This is a genomic window from Brevundimonas sp. (assembly GCF_046295075.1).
GTDB lineage: Bacteria > Pseudomonadota > Alphaproteobacteria > Caulobacterales > Caulobacteraceae > Brevundimonas.
This window is the reverse complement of sequence record NZ_JBKBOC010000005.1, coordinates 98,983-116,632: the sequence shown is the minus strand read 5'-3', so window position 1 is coordinate 116,632 and position 17,650 is coordinate 98,983. Positions and strand designations below refer to the sequence as shown.

General features: G+C 68.4%; 14 protein-coding genes. 8 read left to right on the top strand and 6 right to left on the bottom strand.

Going from position 1 to position 17,650, the window contains the following annotated elements:
• Positions 1–33 precede the first annotated feature (33 nt).
• The 4 genes from tmk to ACK4MH_RS06250 are packed head-to-tail and all read left to right on the top strand — an operon-like array spanning position 34 to position 3,228.
• Complete coding sequence (tmk, locus tag ACK4MH_RS06265) at positions 34–666, top strand: dTMP kinase (RefSeq protein ID WP_409716239.1); 633 nt, start codon at positions 34–36, stop codon at positions 664–666.
• Between the two features lie 53 nt (positions 667–719).
• Entirely contained in the window at positions 720–1,655 is a 936-nt protein-coding gene (locus tag ACK4MH_RS06260) for a DNA polymerase III subunit delta' (RefSeq protein ID WP_409716359.1), read from the top strand.
• Positions 1,655–2,437, top strand: coding sequence for a TatD family hydrolase (locus tag ACK4MH_RS06255; protein ID WP_409716237.1), 783 nt, complete (start codon positions 1,655–1,657; stop codon positions 2,435–2,437). Before ACK4MH_RS06260 ends, ACK4MH_RS06255 begins: the two co-directional genes overlap by 1 nt.
• Positions 2,434–3,228: an MBL fold metallo-hydrolase gene (locus ACK4MH_RS06250; RefSeq protein WP_409716235.1), complete on the top strand. Its 795-nt coding sequence runs from the start codon at positions 2,434–2,436 to the stop codon at positions 3,226–3,228. The genes ACK4MH_RS06255 and ACK4MH_RS06250 overlap by 4 nt, the downstream gene beginning before the upstream one ends.
• Positions 3,229–3,292: 64 nt before the next feature.
• Here the strand turns inward: ACK4MH_RS06250 and ACK4MH_RS06245 are convergent, their stop codons facing one another.
• A complete protein-coding gene (locus ACK4MH_RS06245; protein WP_409716233.1) occupies positions 3,293–4,906 on the bottom strand; it encodes an NAD(P)/FAD-dependent oxidoreductase in 1,614 nt (537 codons plus the stop codon).
• A gap of 106 nt (positions 4,907–5,012) precedes the next feature.
• A complete protein-coding gene (gene recG / locus ACK4MH_RS06240) occupies positions 5,013–7,100 on the bottom strand; it encodes an ATP-dependent DNA helicase RecG (RefSeq protein WP_409716231.1) in 2,088 nt (695 codons plus the stop codon).
• A 145-nt stretch (positions 7,101–7,245) separates the two neighbouring features.
• Here recG and ACK4MH_RS06235 point away from each other — a divergent pair, with 145 nt between their 5' ends.
• Complete coding sequence (locus ACK4MH_RS06235; RefSeq protein ID WP_409716229.1) at positions 7,246–7,575, top strand: succinate dehydrogenase assembly factor 2; 330 nt, start codon at positions 7,246–7,248, stop codon at positions 7,573–7,575.
• Positions 7,575–11,030, top strand: coding sequence for a transcription-repair coupling factor (gene mfd, locus ACK4MH_RS06230; protein ID WP_409716227.1), 3,456 nt, complete (start codon positions 7,575–7,577; stop codon positions 11,028–11,030). Before ACK4MH_RS06235 ends, mfd begins: the two co-directional genes overlap by 1 nt.
• A 4-nt stretch (positions 11,031–11,034) precedes the next feature.
• Here the strand turns inward: mfd and ACK4MH_RS06225 are convergent, their stop codons facing one another.
• A complete protein-coding gene (locus ACK4MH_RS06225) occupies positions 11,035–12,342 on the bottom strand; it encodes a diguanylate cyclase domain-containing protein (protein ID WP_409716225.1) in 1,308 nt (435 codons plus the stop codon).
• 297 nt (positions 12,343–12,639) lie between these two features.
• Here ACK4MH_RS06225 and ACK4MH_RS06220 point away from each other — a divergent pair, with 297 nt between their 5' ends.
• A complete protein-coding gene (locus ACK4MH_RS06220; protein WP_409716357.1) occupies positions 12,640–13,485 on the top strand; it encodes a YihY/virulence factor BrkB family protein in 846 nt (281 codons plus the stop codon).
• Here ACK4MH_RS06220 and ACK4MH_RS06215 read toward each other — a convergent pair.
• Together ACK4MH_RS06215 and ACK4MH_RS06210 are read right to left on the bottom strand one after the other, a co-directional pair.
• Entirely contained in the window at positions 13,442–13,621 is a 180-nt protein-coding gene (locus ACK4MH_RS06215) for a sulfurtransferase TusA family protein (protein WP_409716223.1), read from the bottom strand. The genes ACK4MH_RS06220 and ACK4MH_RS06215 overlap by 44 nt on opposite strands.
• A gap of 68 nt (positions 13,622–13,689) precedes the next feature.
• The gene (locus ACK4MH_RS06210) at positions 13,690–14,178 is read right to left on the bottom strand and encodes a CinA family protein (RefSeq protein ID WP_409716221.1); all 489 of its coding nucleotides are present in this window, start codon (positions 14,176–14,178) and stop codon (positions 13,690–13,692) included.
• Between the two features lie 40 nt (positions 14,179–14,218).
• Between ACK4MH_RS06210 and ACK4MH_RS06205 the strand changes: the two genes are divergently transcribed.
• Positions 14,219–16,507 carry a spermidine synthase gene (locus tag ACK4MH_RS06205; protein ID WP_409716220.1) on the top strand — a complete coding sequence of 763 codons (2,289 nt, stop codon included), beginning with the start codon at positions 14,219–14,221 and terminating at the stop codon, positions 16,505–16,507.
• Here the strand turns inward: ACK4MH_RS06205 and ACK4MH_RS06200 are convergent.
• Positions 16,504–17,643 carry a bifunctional 2-C-methyl-D-erythritol 4-phosphate cytidylyltransferase/2-C-methyl-D-erythritol 2,4-cyclodiphosphate synthase gene (locus tag ACK4MH_RS06200; RefSeq protein WP_409716218.1) on the bottom strand — a complete coding sequence of 380 codons (1,140 nt, stop codon included), beginning with the start codon at positions 17,641–17,643 and terminating at the stop codon, positions 16,504–16,506. The genes ACK4MH_RS06205 and ACK4MH_RS06200 overlap by 4 nt on opposite strands.
• Between the last annotated feature and the right edge of the window lie 7 nt (positions 17,644–17,650).

Genomic DNA, 17,650 nt, shown 5'->3' with positions numbered 1-17,650 from the left:
GCGCCGGACAGCGCCCGCGCGCCATGAAGGCGCGTGACCCGTGGACAATTCATAAGCTTCGAAGGCGGCGAGGGCGCCGGCAAGTCGACCCAGGTCGGGCGGCTGGTCGCGCGGCTGGAGCCCGTGCTGGGCGAGCGCAAGGTGGTGCGGACCCGCGAGCCGGGCGGATCGAAGGGGGCGGAGGTGATCCGCAACCTGGTCGTGGCCAATGACGCCGAGCCCTGGTCGGCCATGACCGAGACCCTGTTGATGTACGCCTCGCGCTCGGACCATCTGGAGCGGACCATCCGCCCGGCGCTGGCGGCCGGCGACTGGGTGGTGTGCGACCGGTTCGCCGACAGCAGTCGGGCCTATCAGGGCGCGGGCGGGGGCGTGGCCCAGAGCTTTATCGAACAGATCGACGCGGGCGTGGTCGGGGACGACCAGCCGGACCTGACCCTGGTGTTCGATCTGCCGGTCGAGGTGGGGCTGGAACGGGCTTTCGGGCGCGGCCTGTTCGAGACGCGGTTTGAGTCCAAGGGGCTAGAGTTCCACCAGCGACTGCGCGAGGGCTTCCTGCGCATCGTCGAGGCCAATCCGCAGCGGTGCGTGCTGATCGATGCTGTGGGATCGCTGGACGAGGTCGAGGCGCGGGTTTGGCAGGCGGTTCAGGACCGGCTGCTGTGAGCGAGGACCATCCCCGCGACCGGTTCGATCTGGTCCCTGATGCTGCGGCGGAGATGGCGTTTCTGGACGCCTGGGAGCGGGGGCGGCTGCACCATGCCTGGCTGTTGTGCGGGGTCGAGGGGACGGGCAAGGCGACCTTCGCTTATCGCGCGGCGCGGCGGCTGCTGGGGGCGGCGGCCGATCCGGCGCGCGGGCCGCTGGGCACCGGGCGCGACGATCTGGTCAGCCGGCTGATCTCGGCGCAGTCGCACCCGGACCTGCTGGTGCTGGAGCGGCTGGTCGAGGGCGGCAAGACCAAGAAGTCGATCTCGGTTGATCAGTCGCGCGACCTGCCGGAGTTCTTTTCCAAGAGCCCGTCCCAGGCCCAGCACCGGGTGGCGATCATCGACGCGGCCGACGACCTGAACATCAATGCGGCCAACGCCTTGCTGAAGGTTCTTGAGGAGCCGCCGGAACGGGGCGTGCTGTTCCTGGTCACCCACGCCCCGGGGCGGCTGCTGGCCACGATCCGGTCGCGGTGCCGGCGGCTGAGCTTCCCCATCTGGACGCCGGATCGGCTGGAGACCCTGGTGCGCAACCGCACGGGGGCCGAGCCAGAGGATGCCGAACATGCGGCGATCATGGCGGGGGGATCGCCGGGCGCGGCCCTGGCCCTTGCGTCGGGGGCGACCTTCGAGATGGATCAGTTGGCGCGGCGCTGGGTCGAGGGCGATGTGGACCGGGCCGAGGCCCTGGCGATTGCCGACAAGTTCCGCGGCGCCGAAGGCCAGGAGCGGTTCGAGACCCTGATGGACCGGCTGATCGCGGCGGTGCGGATGCGGGCCTTGAGCAGTCCGTCCGGCGCAGGAAACCGCTGGGCCGAGCTGTGGGAGCGGCTGCAGCCCCTGCCGGAGCGGGCGGCGGGCCTGAACCTGGACAAGGCCGATGTCCTGGCCGGCGCACTGGCGGATTTGAAACGGGTTCAGGCCCAGCAGGCGCGGATGGGCTGATGCTGATCGACAGCCATGTGAACCTGCACGCGCCCCAGTTCGACGAGGACCGGGACGCGGTGATCGCCCGGGCGCGCGAGGCGGGGGTCGGTCTGATGGTCGAGATCTCGGACAAGCTGACGACCTTTGAGGCGACCCATGGGATCGCGATGGCCAATGACGACATCTGGTGCACGGTCGGGGTCCACCCGCACGAGGCCAAGGATGCGGCGGACCTGACGGCGGCGACCCTGATCGACCTGTCGCAGCGGCCCAAGGTGGTGGGGATCGGGGAGTGCGGCCTGGACTTCCACTATGACTTCAGCCCGCGCGAGATCCAGGCGGCGGTGTTCCGCCAGCATGTGGCGGCGGCGCGGGAGACGGGTCTGCCGCTGGTGATCCATACCCGCGAGGCGGATGAGGTCATGGGGGCGATCCTGAAGGAGGAGCACGCCGCCGGGCCGGTCAAGATGTTGATGCACTGCTACACCAGCGGGGCGGAACTGGCCGGAATCGCAGCGGAACTGGGGGCCTGGTTCTCGGTCTCGGGCATCGCCACCTTCAAGGCGGCCGAGGATGTGCGGGCGGTGATCCGGGACATGCCGGCCGAGCGTATAATCGTCGAGACCGACTGCCCCTATCTGGCGCCCATCCCGCATCGGGGGCGGCGCAACGAGCCGGCCTATATCGGCCATGTGCTGGACAAGCTGGCCGAGATCCGGGGCTGGAGCGCCGAGGAGGCGGACCAGAGAACGACCGAGGCCTTCTTCGGCCTCTTTGACCGGATACCGAGACCTGCATGAGCTTCGAAGTCGTCATCCTGGGCAGCGGATCCTCGGGCGGGGTGCCGCGCGGCGACGGAGACTGGGGCGTCTGCGACCCGGCCGAACCGAAGAACCGGCGGACGCGCTGTTCGATGCTGGCGAGGAAAACCGGGCCGGAGGGTGTGACCAACGTCCTGATCGACACCTCGCCGGACCTGCGCGAACAGATGCTGGCCAGCGGGACGAAGCATGTGGATGCGGTCCTCTACACCCACGATCATGCCGACCAGACCCACGGGATCGACGACCTGCGCACCTTCGCCTCGCGGGCGCGCAAGCGGATCCCGGCCTGGATGGATGAGGCGACCCTGACGTCCCTGTCGCACCGGTTCGACTATATCTTCGAGAGCAAGTTCGGCTATCCGCCGCTGCTGGACGCCCAGGTCATTCCGCCGCACGGGACGGCTTGGTCGGTCGAGGGGGCGGGCGGGGCGATCCCGGTCACGACCTTCGACCAGGCGCACGGGCCGATCCGGTCGGTGGGGTATCGGCTGGGCGACATGGCCTATTCCAGCGACGTATCCGATCTGGACGAGGCGGCGCTGGCGGCTGTGGCCGGGTGCAAGATCTGGATCGTGGACGCCCTGCGTTATGCGCCGCATCCGACCCATGCGCATCTGGACCGGGCGCTGGAATGGATCGCCGCCGCGGATGTGGAACGGGCGGTGCTGACGAACCTGCATATAGACATGGATTACAATGCACTGTCGGTGATTGTTCCCGCCAACGTCGAGGTCGGGTTCGACGGCTGGAGCCGGATGATCGGTTGAGGCTGGCAGGTTTGGCGGAGTGGGAAGCGCAGGCAGACAGCGTGGCCGACGCGCCACCTTTTGCCTACGCCGCGACCTTCTCAACCATCGACCGGGCGACGGCTTCGGCCACCTTGATGCCGTCAACGGCGGCCGACAGGATGCCGCCAGCATAGCCGGCGCCTTCGCCGGCAGGGAACAGGCCGCGCACGTTCAGGCTCTGAAAGTCGGCGCCGCGGGTCATTCGGATCGGGGATGAACTGCGGGTTTCGACGCCCGTCAGAACCGCCTGGGCGTCGTCGTAACGGGCGATCTTGCGGCCGAAGACGGGCAGGGCCTCGCGCATGGCGGCGATCACATAGTCGGGCATCAGCGGCGCCAGGTCGGTTGGGCGCACGCCCGGTTTGTAGCTGGGGACGACCTCGCCCAGCGCGGTCGAGGCGCGGCCCGCCAGGAAGTCGCCGACCAGTTGGCCGGGCGCGAAATAGTCGCCGCCGCCGGCCGCATAGGCGCGGGTCTCCAGATCCCGTTGCAGTTCGATGCCCGCCAGCGGGTGGTCGCTCCCGTAATCCTCCGGCGAGATGCCGACCACGAAGCCGGAGTTGGCGTTCCGCTCGTTGCGCGAATATTGGCTCATGCCGTTGGTCACGACGCGACCGGATTCGCTGGTGGCCGCGACCACGGTGCCGCCCGGGCACATGCAGAAGCTGTAGACGGTGCGACCGTTGCTGCAATGGTGCGAGAGCGTATAGGCCGCCGCGCCCAGATCGGGGTGGCCAGCGCAAGGACCGAACATCGCCCGATCGATCCACGACTGCGGATGCTCGATGCGGAAACCGATCGAGAACGGCTTGGCCTCGATATGGACGCCACGGTCGTAGAGAGTCTGGAAGGTGTCACGCGACGAATGGCCGATGGCGAAGACCACATGGTCGGCCTCCAGCGTCTCGCCGGTGTGCAGGCGCACGCCCCGGATGGCGCCCTTATCCAGATCGATGTCCGTGACCCGGTGCTCGAAGCGGTACTCGCCGCCCAGCTTTTCGATCTTTTCGCGCATGGCCTCGACCATGGTCACCAGACGGAAGGTGCCGATGTGCGGGTGGGCCTCGGTCAGGATCTCCTCCGGCGCGCCGGCCGCGACGAACTCGTTCAGCACCTTGCGGGCCAGGAAGCGCGGATCCTTGATCTGGCTGTAGAGCTTGCCGTCGGAAAACGTGCCGGCCCCGCCCTCGCCATACTGGACGTTGGATTCCGGGTGCAGCTTGCCTTTGCGCCACAGCTCCCAGGTGTCCTTGGTCCTCTCACGGACCACCTTGCCGCGGTCGAGGATGATCGGCTTGAACCCCATCTCGGCCAGGATCAGCCCGGCGAACAAGCCGCACGGCCCGGCCCCGATCACGACCGGCCGAAGGTGCTCGGTCTTGGGCGCAACAGCGACCGGGCGATAGGCGACGTCTGGCGTTGGCGCCACGTGCACGTCGTCCGCAAAGCGGGCCAGCACCGCCGCTTCATCCCTCACCTCGACGTCGAGGATGTAGACTTTCAGAATCGCGGATTTCCTGCGGGCATCGTGCGCCCGCTTCCATATCGACCAAGATGTAAGATCGTGCGGCGGCACGCCCAGGCTGGCGGCGATCGCGGCGGGCAAGGCCTCCGGCGGGTGGTCGAGGGGCAGCTTGAGTTCTGACAGGCGCAACATCCGGGCCGTTCTAGCCGCTCGAGTCTTTGGATCCTAGGCACAAGGCCTAGGATGAAGGACGAAGGATGACGAGCTTAGGGCCTAGGACGTGAGCGAGGCGGCCCTTTCAATCCGCTCCCGACTTGTGGCCCTTCCAGTCGAACAGCTCCTCCAGCACCTGAACCGCCTGGCCGCGCTCTGACGTCAGGTCGGGGTCGCGGTTCAGGATCAGGCGGGCGTCGTCGGCGGCGGCCAGCATCAGGGCGCGGTGGCGGATCGGGTCGGCGAAGCGGTAGGCGGGGAAGCCGCTCTGTTTCAGGCCCAGGGGGTCGCCGCCGCCGCGCAGGCGGAAGTCTTCTTCGGCGATGACGAAGCCGTCCTCGGTGCGGCGCAGGGTTTCGAGGCGTTCCTTGGCCGTTTCTCCGAGGGTGCCGTCCTGGCCGCCGTACAGCAGGATGCAGGAGCTGGCCTTCGAACCCCGGCCGACGCGGCCGCGCAGCTGGTGCAGCTGGGCTAGGCCGAAGCGGTCGGCGTGTTCGATGACCATGATGGAGGCGTTGGGCACATCGACCCCGACCTCGACCACGGTGGTGGCGACCAGCAGGGGAATGCGGCCGTCGGCAAAGTCGGCCATGACGGCCTCGCGCTCGGCGCCCGGCATCTGGCCGTGGGCCAGGCCGACCTCGACGCCCAGCAGGCGGCGTAGGTCGTCGGCGCGGTCCACGGCGGCGGCCAGGTCGATGGCTTCGGATTCGGCGACGAGGGGGCAGATCCAATAGGCCTGGGCGCCGGCGTCGAGGGCCGTCTTCAACCGGGCGGCGACCTCGCCGATCCGCGCGAGGGGAACGACGGCGGTGGTGACGGGGGTGCGGCCCGGCGGTTTCTCCATCAGGCGGCTGACCTCCAGCTCGCCATACTGGGTCAGTTCCAGGGTGCGGGGGATGGGGGTGGCCGACATGGTCAGCAGGTGGACGGCGCCGATGCGGGGATCGCCCTTGGCCTGAAGCCGCTGGCGCTCGCTGACGCCGAAACGGTGCTGCTCGTCGATGACGGCCAGGGCCAGGCGGTCGAAGCGGACGGCGTCCTGGAACAGGGCGTGGGTGCCGATGGCGACCTGGGCTTGACCGGAGGCCAGGGCGGCCAGTTTCTCGCGCCTCTGGCCATTGGTGTCGCGGCCGGTCAGCAGGACGGAGGCGACGCCGGCCGCCTCTAGCAGGGGGCCGAGCTTTTCGTAGTGCTGGCGGGCCAGGATCTCGGTCGGGGCCATCAGGGCGGACTGGAAGCCGCTGGAGGCCGCGTCGGCCAGGGCCAGGGCGGCGACGGCGGTCTTGCCCGAGCCGACGTCGCCCTGAAGCAGCCGCCCCATCTGTTTGCCCGAGGCCAGGTCGCGACGGATTTCGGCGACGGCCTGGGCCTGGGCGTTGGTCAAGGTGAAGGGCAGGGCCTGGAGCAGGTGGTCGGAGGCGGCGCCGGGGGCGATGACGGGCGAGGGCTTGATCTCGCGGGCGCGGCGACGGCGGGCCAGGGCCAGCTGGTGGGCCAGGAATTCGTCATAGGCCAGGCGCTGGCGGGCCGGGGCGTCGGGCGTCAGGTCCAACTCGCCCGCCGGGGCGTGCAGGGCGTCGAGGGCGGCGCGCCAGCCCAGCCAGTTCTGCTTCTTCAGCCAGGCGGGGTCCTGCCATTCCGGCAGGTCGGGGGCGGCGGGCAGGGCGGCCTGGACCAGTTTGCGCAGCTGGCGCGAGGTCAGGCCTTGGGTCGCCGGATAGACGGGTTCGGAAGCCGGGATGTCGGCGGCCTTGTCCAGGGTGACGATGTCCGGGTGGACGATCTGGACCTCGCCGTTGAAGCGTTCGACCTTGCCCGAGACCAGCCGGGTCTCGCCGCGCGGCAGCAACCGGTCGATACGCTGGGGCGAGCCGCCGAACCAGACCAGGTGAACGAATCCGGTCGTGTCGCTGGCGCGGACCTTCAGCGGGGCGCCGGGGCGGCTAGGGACGAACAGGCGGTCGATGACGATCTCGAAGATCCCGACCTCGCCGTCCACGGCGGTCGCCGCCTCCATCGGCCGGCGGACGATGACGCCGGAGGGGCAGAGGAAGGCCAGGTCGCGCACCAGCGGACCCGCGACCTTCTGCACCAGGGGCAGGACACGGGGGCCCACCCCCTTCAGGCTGGAGACCTCGGCAAACAGGGGAAAGAGAATCTGCGGACGCATCGCCGGGAACATAGCGTGACCATGACGGGTGGCGAAGTGGGCGAAGGAGCGCTATCTGCGCTTCTTCCATTTTAGGACGCTAAGGTTCGCCACGCGGTGGATCGCGGCTTGAACGTCCTTCAACCTTGCCGGGCCAGGATTGCTTGTGACCGAAATCCCCCAAGACGACAGTGGCGACCAAACGGCCCTGGAGCGCAAGCAGCGGCTGGGCCGTATCCAGTTCCGGTCCTGGCGGCGCGGTTTCCGCGAGGCCGACATGGTGCTGGGCCCGTTTTCGGATCAGGTGGCGCCGACCCTGACCGACGCCGAACTGGACCAACTGGAACTGCTGATCGACGAGGAAGACCAGTGGCTCTACGGCTGGATCATCGAGCGTGACCCCACCCCGCCCGAGTTCGAGACGCCCGTGATGGCCAAGGTTCGCGCCTTCATGCGCGAGCATGTGGCCACAGAGGTCGGCAAGGGCATCGGTTGATGGATCAACAGGTCACTGTGCAGCACCGGACCGACGCCGATCTGGGCGGGGCGCCGGAGGGGCTGGACGCCCTGGTTGTCGCCGAGCGGATCGCGAAGGATGGCGGCGTCGGCGTGTTCGTGGCGCGCGACTATCAGCGGTCGGGCGGTTTCGTTCAGGCGTTCCGATTCTTTTCTCAAGAGATTGAGATCCTGGAATATCCGGCCTGGGACTGTCTGCCCTATGACCGGCTGAGCCCCACGGCGGGCATCGCGGCCCAGCGGATGGCGACCCTGACCCGTCTGGCCCTGCGCAAGCCCGACGACGCCCCGGTCCTGGTGGTGACGACGGTGTCGGCGGCCATGCAACGCACCCCGCCCAAGTCGGTGACGACCCAGGCCGGGTTCGAGACCAAGGTCGGGCGCGATCTCGATATCCAGGCGCTGGAGCGATATTTCGCCGCCAACGGCTATGTCCGGGCCTCGACCGTGTCGGAGCGCGGCGAGTTCGCGGTGCGGGGCGGGGTGGTCGATGTGTACCCGCCAGGCTTCGAGGAGCCGGTGCGGCTGGACATGTTCGGGTCCGAGCTGGAATCGATCCGCACCTTCGACCCGGAGACCCAGAGATCGACGGGCCAGATGACGGCGGTGTCGCTGGCGCCCGTGTCGGAGGCCTTGCTGGATGCGGCGGCCATCTCGCGGTTCCGCACCGGTTATCTGAACCTGTTCGGCGCGCCGGGCGACGACCCGCTGTATGCGACCATCAGCGAGGGCGCGCGGCGTCAGGGCATGGAGCAGTGGCTGCCGCTGTTCTACGAGACGCTGGATAGTCTGTTCGACTATCTGCCGGATCGGGCGCTGATCTTCCTCGACAATCAGGCCGAGAGCGCGCGGGCTGAACGGTGGGACCTGATCGCCGACGCCTATGAGGGCCGGGCCGAAGCCGCCAAGACCAAGGGGAATGCGGCGGCCAATCGCGCGCTGCCGCCGCGATCACTGTATCTGGACGCCGGCGACTGGAACCAGGCGCTGGCGGGTCGGGCGGTGCGACGGTTCACGCCGTTTTCCGGCGGTGGAGAAGATGCGGGCGGCCGGCTGGGCCGGACCTTTGCGGCCGAGCGGGCGCAGGACAGCGTCAACCTGTTCGAGGCGGTGGCGGCCCATGCTGCGACGCTGAAGTCCGCCGGCAAGCGGGTGCTGTTCGCCTCGTGGACCGAGGGCTCGTCGGAGCGTCTGGCGACCATGCTGGCCGACCACGGCCTGGATCATATCGTCGCCGTGCGCGACTGGGCCGACGTCCAGACCGCGCCGAAGGACCTGTATCTGCGCGGCGTCCTGCCGGTGGAGCATGGGTTTGCGACGGACGAGGTCGCGGTCATCTCCGAGACCGACATCCTGGGCGACCGTCTGGCGCGGCCGCGCAAGAAACGGCGGGCGTCGAACTTCCTGGCCGAGGCTTCGGCCCTGACGACCGGGGACCTGGTGGTCCACCTGGATCACGGTATCGGGCGCTACGAAGGTCTGAAGACGCTGGATATCCAGCAGGCGCCGCACGACTGCCTGGAGCTGGTGTACGCCGGTGAGAGCAAACTCTATCTGCCGGTTGAAAATATTGATCTTCTGACCCGATACGGCTCGGATTCAGAAGGCGCGCAGCTGGACCGGCTGGGCGGCGCCGGCTGGCAGGCGCGCAAGTCAAAGGCCAAGGAACGTCTGCGCGCCATGGCCGAGGGGCTGATCGCGCTTGCCGCCAAGCGGGCGCTGCGCGAGACCGATGCGGTCGTGCCGCCGCCGGGCCTGTTCGCCGAGTTCTGCGCCCGCTTCCCCTACGAGGAGACGGATGACCAGCTGAACGCCATCGGCGACGTGCTGGAGGATTTGGGCAAGGGCACGCCGATGGATCGCCTGATCTGCGGCGACGTCGGCTTCGGCAAGACCGAGGTGGCGCTGCGGGCCGCCTTCGTCGTGGCCATGACGGGGCAGCAGGTGGCCATTGTAGCGCCGACCACCCTGCTGGCGCGTCAGCACTACAAGACCTTCACCGAACGGTTCGCCGGCTGGCCGGTCAAGGTGCGCCAGCTGTCGCGGATGGTGGGGGGCAAGGAGGCGGCGGAAACGCGGGCGGGGCTGAAGGACGGCTCGGTCGAGATCGTCGTTGGCACCCATGCGGTGCTGAGCGAACAGGTCGGCTTCCGCGACCTGGGCCTGGTCATCGTCGACGAGGAGCAGCACTTCGGCGTCAAGCACAAGGAGAAGCTGAAGTCGCTGCGCGCCGACGTTCATCTGCTGACTCTGACCGCCACCCCGATCCCGCGCACCCTGCAGATGGCGCTGTCGGGCATTCGCGAGATGTCGATCATCGCCACCCCGCCGGTCGATCGCCTGGCGGTGCGGACCTATGTGACGCCGTGGGATCCGGTGCTGGTGCGCGAGGCCCTGCTGCGCGAGAAATATCGCGGGGGCCAGGCCTATTATGTCGCGCCGCGGCTGAAGGACCTGCCAGCCATCGAGAAATTCCTGCGCGAGCAGGTGCCCGAGGTGAAGTTCGTCGTCGGTCACGGCCAGATGGCGCCGACCCAGTTGGAGGAGGTGATGAGCGCCTTCTACGACGGGGAATACGACGTGCTGGTCTCGACCACCATCGTCGAGAGCGGGCTGGATATCCCGACGGCCAATACGCTGGTCGTGCACCGCGCCGACATGTTCGGCCTGGCGCAGCTGTATCAGATCCGGGGCCGGGTCGGCCGGTCCAAGGCGCGGGCCTTCGCCTATTTGACCACGGATGCGGTCAAGCCGATGACCCTGTCGGCCGAGCGGCGGTTGCAGGTGCTGCAGTCGCTGGACAATCTGGGCGCCGGCTTCCAGCTGGCCAGCCACGACCTGGACCAGCGCGGCGGCGGCAATCTGTTGGGCGACGAACAGTCGGGCCATATCCGCGAGGTCGGCGTCGAACTGTACCAGCAGATGCTGGAGGACGCGGTCGCGGAACTGCGCGAGAAGGGCGAGGGGGCCAATGTGGATCGCGGCTGGTCGCCGTCGATCAACGTCGGCGCTTCCGTCCTTATTCCAGAGGAATATGTGCCGGACCTGAATGTCCGTCTCAGCCTGTATCGCCGCCTGTCCGACGCCGAACAGGCCGAGGATCGCGAAGCCCTGGCCGCCGAACTGATCGACCGGTTCGGGCCGCTGCCGGACGAGGCGCAGCAACTTCTGAAGATCGTCGGCATCAAGTCCAACTGCCGCCGGGCCTGTATCGAGAAGATCGACATCGGGCCGCGCGGCGCGGTGCTGACCCTGCGTGACAACAGCTTCCCGAACCCGATGGGTCTGGTGGGCCTGATCCAGAAGAACCAGGCGTTCTGGAAGATCCGGCCGGATCAGAAGATCGTGGTGACGGGCGACTGGCCGACGGCGGAGGAGCGGCTGAAGGTGGCGGAGCGGATCACCGCCGACCTGGCGCGGGTGGCGGGGGCGTAAGCCCTCAGCGCGTCTTTTCGAACAGGTCGGCGGAGGCGCGTTCCAGCAGGGCGGCGGCGCTTTCGTTCGGCTGCATCTCGGCGGCGCCCACATCGAACTCGGCGACGAAGGGCGAGCGGTCGGGGCCGGCGTCGAAGGCGGTGCAGCCGATGACGGCGGCGATCCGTTCGGCCGCCAGACGCGCCGGCTCGGCGTGGGTGGCGGGCAGGGCCAGGGCGAAGACTTCCTTGGCCAGGCGGGCGGGCGTGTCCTCGACGCGGACCAGACGCGAGACCATGGCTCCGATCTGGGGCATGGCGCGGTCCAGCCAGCCGCCCTGACGCGCCCAGGTGACGGATTCGGTTTCGCGAACGCGCAGCACGCAAACGGACAGCGGGCGCTTGCGCGCGCGCGACGCCTCGGCGACGCGGCCCAGATGGCTGGCGAACAATTCGGGCGTGAACAGACCCGTCGCGGGGTCCATCAGCTCAAGGCTGCGCACCGAATCCAGGGTCTTGCGGATGCCCAAATGGGTGCGGTGGGCGCCGGCCAGGGCCAGGATGCGTTCGGCCGTCTCGCCCTCCGGCGTCTCGGCCGAGGCGACGTCGGCGAAGCCGCGGTTGAACAGCTCGGAAAGGCTGATCTCGTTCTTGCCGCGCAGATAGAGCATCAGCGGAATGTGATAGAGGCGGGTGTTGCGCTTCATGCCTGCCGCGATGGACAGGGCCGGGGCATGATCCTCGGCGCCCCACAGCACGGCGGCGTCGAACGGGCTTTCATGCAGATAGTCGAAGGCGGTGTAGGGGGTGGGGGCGGCGACGACCTCGACGCCCGCAGCGGTTAGGGCGTTGGACAGGGCCAGGAAGCGGCGATCCGCGACGCCTGCGGCCAGAACCCGCAGCGGCCCATCATCATCGAAACGGACATCCAGCTTTATGTCCTGCTTTGCAAAGGTGGTCACCCGAAGGTGAAACTCTTCCTCGGCGATGGCGGCGCGACCCAATTGCTCCAGCCGCAGGGCGGCCTGTGCCGGATGGGGCGGGGCGGACATGGTCAGGTCCGCGCCCTTGATCGAATCGGGGCGGGCGCCGATGACCATAATGGGCAGGCGGCGCGGCTCGGCCGCCGCGCGCAGGCGCATCGCCACGTCCAGGCCGAAGGCAGCGATGTCGATGACGGCGGCTTCCAGCGGAAAGTCCTGAAGCGTCATCTCGGCCGAGACGAGGTCGCGGGCCGTGACGGTGCGCCAGCCCAGCGCGTCCAGCCCCGCAGCGAGCGGCCCGATCCGGCCGTCGTCAGCCGCCAGGATCAATACACGCGCGTCGAAAGCCAAGCCGGTCGTCTCCGTAAGTCGCCGCGCTCATAGCCAGCCGGAGACGCGCAGACCATAGCGACGAGGGTGTTAAGGATGCAATGTCACGGCGGGCGGAACCAAGGCGTCCACGAGAAAGTCCGTCCTCACGCGGATGAGACTTTCGCGACCGACGAAATCCGCTAGGTTCCGCCGCTTGTTGCAACGGTTGTGGGGACCGGCTTGAGCGAACAGCTGACACGATCGGTCCTGAAGGCGCCCGGATTCTGGGGCGGACTGGCCGTGCGGGCCTTCGCCCGCAGCTGGGGACGCGACGTCATGCTCTATACGGGCGGTGTGTCGTTCTTCGCCCTGCTTGCGGTGTTTCCGGCCATCGCCATCCTGATCGGCTTCTACAAGCTGGGCTTGTCGATCAGCGAGGTCAGCGCCCAGGCGGCCGCCCTGTCGGACCTGCTGCCCAAGGCCGCGCAGAACATCTTCCAGGGCGAGATCACGCGGCTCAGCAACGCCTCGGCGCGGACTGTGTCGGCCCAGAGCGCCTTTGCGCTGTTCGTCGGCGCCTATGCGGCGCACAGGGGATTCAAGGCTTTGTTGGCGGGACTGAACCTGATCCATGACGAGACCGAGCCGCATGGGTTCTTCAAGTTCAACCTGCTGGCCTTCTTCGTCGCCATCTTCGCCTTCGCCCTGTTCACCGTGGTGTCCGGCGCGGTCGTGACGGTGCGGATCCTGGCTCATGCGTCAGCGGCCGCGGGATCGCCGATGCGCAGCGGGATTGCGCCGCTGGACGCCTTCCTGCCTGCCGTCGGGCTCGTGATCGGGCTGACGCTGCTCTATCGCTACGCCATGAGCCACCGGACGCCGGTGGCCTGGCTGCCGGCGACGGCGGGCGGCCTGGTGGCGACACTGATGTCGGTCGTGTCGTCGTGGCTGTGCGCCATCTATGTCGAGCAGATCGCGCCGTTGGGGGCCACCTATGGGTCGGTCGGCGCCGTGGTGGTGCTGCTGATCTGGCTGTCGTGGAACGTCAACGCCATCTTCTACGGCGGCGCCTTCGCGACCGAGATGGAACTGGCGGCCAGGGCTCGGGCTGTGGCCGACCAGGAACCGGCCAGCGTGGTCAATCTGTCGGAGCGTCGCGCGATTCGCCGGTCTCGACCGTAAGACGCAGCAGGCCGTCCGCTTCTTCGACCCCGATCATCCGGCCGTTCTTCTGAGACATCAGGAAGGGCACATCGATCCGCGCCATCGGGTCGGTGGCCAGCAGGACGAAGCGCGAGCCGGGCGGTGCGCCGGTCATCGCCTTCATCAACCTGAGACTGGGTACAGGGCAGCGGTGGCCCTTTGCGTCGACGACGACGGAATCGCTCACGCCAACCGGTCCGCCAGCATGTCCAGAGCGACGCGGACGCTGGCCAGGCGGACGGCGTCGCGGCCGATATCGCCGAATCGCTCCTCGCGGTGGATCAAACCGGCGGGACCACATGCCGCGAAATGCACCAGGCCGACCTGTTTCTCGTCCGACCCGCCGCCGGGACCGGCGACGCCGGTGACCGAGACCGAGACGTCGGCGCGCGACCGGGCGACGGCGCCCAAGGCCATGGCGCGGGCGGTCGCCTCCGACACCGCGCCGTGAGCGGCCAGGGTCGCCTCCGGCACGTCCAGCATCTGCATCTTGGCGTCGTTGCTATAGGTGACGAAGCCCCTGTCCAGCGCGGAAGATGAGCCGGGAATTTCTGTCAGGGCCGCCGCGACCAGGCCGCCGGTGCAGCTTTCGGCCGTGGCCAGCATCAGGCCGCGTTCGGTCGCGGTTGCGACGATCTGTTGCGCCTTGCGCTGGATGTCTTGGGCAAACATGGCCTTTTCATAGGCTGCGAGTCCCGCTCTAACCAGAGCCATGACCGAGGCTGTCGATCCGCTGCCCCCTGCCGCCAAGACATGGGATCGCACCCAGCCGATCCTGTTCGCCGTCGCCATCTTCACCTCGGCCTGTCTGGTCTTCGTCGTCCAGCCGATGGTGACGAAGCTGGTGCTGCCGACGCTGGGCGGATCGCCGTCGGTGTGGAACGCCTCGATGGTCTTCTTCCAGACCGCGCTTCTGGCGGGCTACGCCTATGCCCACCTGTTGCAGCGCATCCCGACGATGCGGGTGCAGGTGGGGGTGCATCTGGGGCTGTTGATCCTGGCGGCGCTTTTCCTGCCGTTGCAGATCAGCGGCCTGCTGGGCGATCCCGATCCGTCGCAGCCGACCCTATGGCTGCTGGCGACCCTGACTCTGTCGGTCGGCGCGCCGTTCGCGGTGCTGTCGGCGACCGCGCCCTTGCTGCAGGCCTGGTATGCGCGAGTGCGTGCGGGCCATGCCGACGGCAAGAACCCCTATGTGCTTTATGCCGCGTCCAACCTGGGCAGTTTCCTGGCGCTCCTGGCCTATCCGGTGCTGATCGAGCCGCTGGCCAGTCTGTCGGACCAGCGGATCGGCTGGAGCCTCGGCTATGGCTTGTTCGTGCTGATGGTGGTGATACTCGGGGTGCAGGTGTGGCGGCGGCGCGAGGTCGGGACCGCCGATCCGGCGCCGCTGACGGTCAGCCCGCCCATCGCCTGGCGCGAGAAGGGGATGCTGGTCCTGCTGGCCGCCGCGCCGTCCAGCCTGATGCTGGGGGTCACGGCGCATCTGACCACGGACGTGGCCTCGGCGCCCTTCCTGTGGGTCATACCACTGGCGCTGTATCTGCTGACCTTCGTGATCGCCTTCCAGACACTACCGGCCATTCCGCCGGTCCTGGGCTTGGCGTTGCAGGCGGCGGCGGTGGCGGCGTGTGCGGCCCTGATCGCGTTTCGAACGGGCGAGTGGTTGCTTGTCTTCACGGTCAATCTGGCGGCCTTCTTCTTCACGGCCTTGATGTGTCACCAGCGGTTGGCGGCACGGCGGCCGGCGCCGGATCGGCTGACGGAATTCTATCTGCTGCTGTCGTTGGGCGGGGTTGTCGGCGGGGTCTTCAACGGCCTGGTCGCGCCGGCCGTGTTCAACATGGTGTGGGAGTATCCGCTGGTTCTGGTCGCGGCGGGGCTGCTTCGGCCCTGGAGCCGGCGCGAGATCCGGCCGTGGGAGATCATCTGCTGCGTCGGGGGCGTGGTCATCGCCTTCCTGGGGCCGCTGTCGATGGAGGCGGTGCGGTATGCGCCCGACGTGCGCGCGGCCGTGCCCGATGCTCAGCTGGTGCGAATCGCGCAGGGCGTTCTGGGGATCGCGACCCTGTTCGCCTTTCTGGTGCGGGACCGGGCGGTGCTGTTCACCGTGGTTCTGGCCTCGATCGTCTGGTCCGGTTACCACCTCGCGCGGGGCTATGACTGGGCGTTGTCGGAGCGCAGCTTCTTTGGCGTAATGCGGGTGGCCAAGATCGACGATCCGCTGATGGGCGGGCCGGTCCATGTGCTGATGCACGGCACGACCTTGCATGGGGCGCAGGCGCAAGGGGCGCAGAACCTGTGTCAGCCGACCCTCTATTACGCGACCTCCACGCCCTTGGGCCAAGCGATGCTGCAGATGCAGGCGCGCCGTCTGGAAGGGGCGCGGGTCGGGGTGGTGGGCCAGGGATCGGGGGCCATGGCGGCCTACAAGCGGGCGCAGGACCAACTGACCTTCTTCGAGATCGACCCGATGGTGGACCGGCTGTCGCGCGATCCCGAATGGTTCAGCTTCATCAACGGGTGCGCGGATGGGCCGGTGCGGACGGTGATGGGGGATGCGCGGCTGACCATGGATCGTGAGCCGGCGGGATCCTACGACCTGCTGGTCATCGACGCCTTCTCGTCCGACGCCGTGCCGACGCACCTGCTGACGGTCGAGGCGATCCGGGGCTATCTGCGACTGCTGGCGCCGGATGGGGTCATGGTGCTGCACCTGTCGAACCGGAACCTGGAGATCACCCTGCCGGCCGAGGCGGCGGCGCAGGCGCTGAAGGTCCCGCATCTGCATCAGGTCTATATCGAACAGTCAGGTCAGGGGGACATGGCCGAGGCGTCGACCGAAGCCTTGCTGATCGGCAAGAGCCAGGCGTCGCTGGAGGGTTTCAGCGAGGATGGGCGCTGGCGCAACCTGTCGCCGACGACGGTTCGTCCGTGGGCGGATGATTACGTCAATCTGTTCGGCTCGCTGGTCCGGCAGATGGAGATGGCGGCGCGTTAGGGCACCGGCAGCTCGACGGTCGCCACGGCCTGGGCGGCCAAGCCTTCGCCGCGTCCGGTGAAGCCCAGGCCCTCGGTCGTTGTGGCCTTGACGCTGACGGCGTCCAGCGGAAGGTTCAGCAGGGCGGCGATGCGGTCGCGCATGGCCTGGCGATGCGGCTTCACCTTGGGTCGCTCGCAAATCAGGGTGACGTCGACGTTGACGATGCGCCCGCCGCGCTGAGCGACCAGTTCGGCGGCGTGGATCAGGAACTGATCCGACGAGGCGCCCTTCCATTTCGGATCGGTGGGCGGGAAGTGATCGCCGATGTCGCCCGCCGCGATGGCGCCCAGGATGGCGTCGGTCAGTGCGTGAAGACCGGCGTCCGCGTCGGAATGACCGATCAGCGTCTGATCGTGAGGCACCTCGATCCCGCACAGCCAGACCGAGCCGCCCGGCCCCCAGCGATGGACATCGTAGCCGGAGCCGATGCGGGTCTGACGGGGCAGCAGGGCCTCGGCCATGGCGAAATCCTCGGGATAGGTCAGTTTCATCAGGCGCGGGTCGCCCTGGATCAGGGCGACTTTGCCGCCTTTGCGCTGGACGACGACGGCTTCGTCGGCCGGTGCGTCGGCATCGGTCCAGGCGGCGTAGGCGGCCTCGATCACGCGACGGCGGAAGGCCTGGGGCGTCTGGGCGCGCCACAGGCCGTCGCGTTCCACCACATCGGTCATCACCTCGGCCTCGCCACGGCGCAGGCTGTCGGCGACAGGCAGGACGGGCAGGGCGCCGTCGGCGGTTTCGAGGGCGGACAGCAGGCGCTCGATGACGGCGCGGTCCAGCAGGGGGCGTGCGGCGTCGTGAATCAACACCGGCTGATCCAGCGCGCAGGTCAGGGCCGCCAGACCGGCGCGAACCGAATCGGCGCGGACGTCTCCGCCTGCGACGGCCCGCCATCGGGGCAGGTCGGACAGCAGGTCCGCCAAGCGATCCAGGGCGTCGGGAGCGACCACGACGATCAGTTCGTCGGCGCCGGCGTTCAGCAGAGCCTCGGCCGACCAGCGCAAAACGGGCTTGCCGCCCAAGGTGCGCCACTGTTTGTCGCCGCCGGCGCGCGAACCGGAACCAGCCGCGACGATGATGCCCGAGAATGTCATGGCGGCC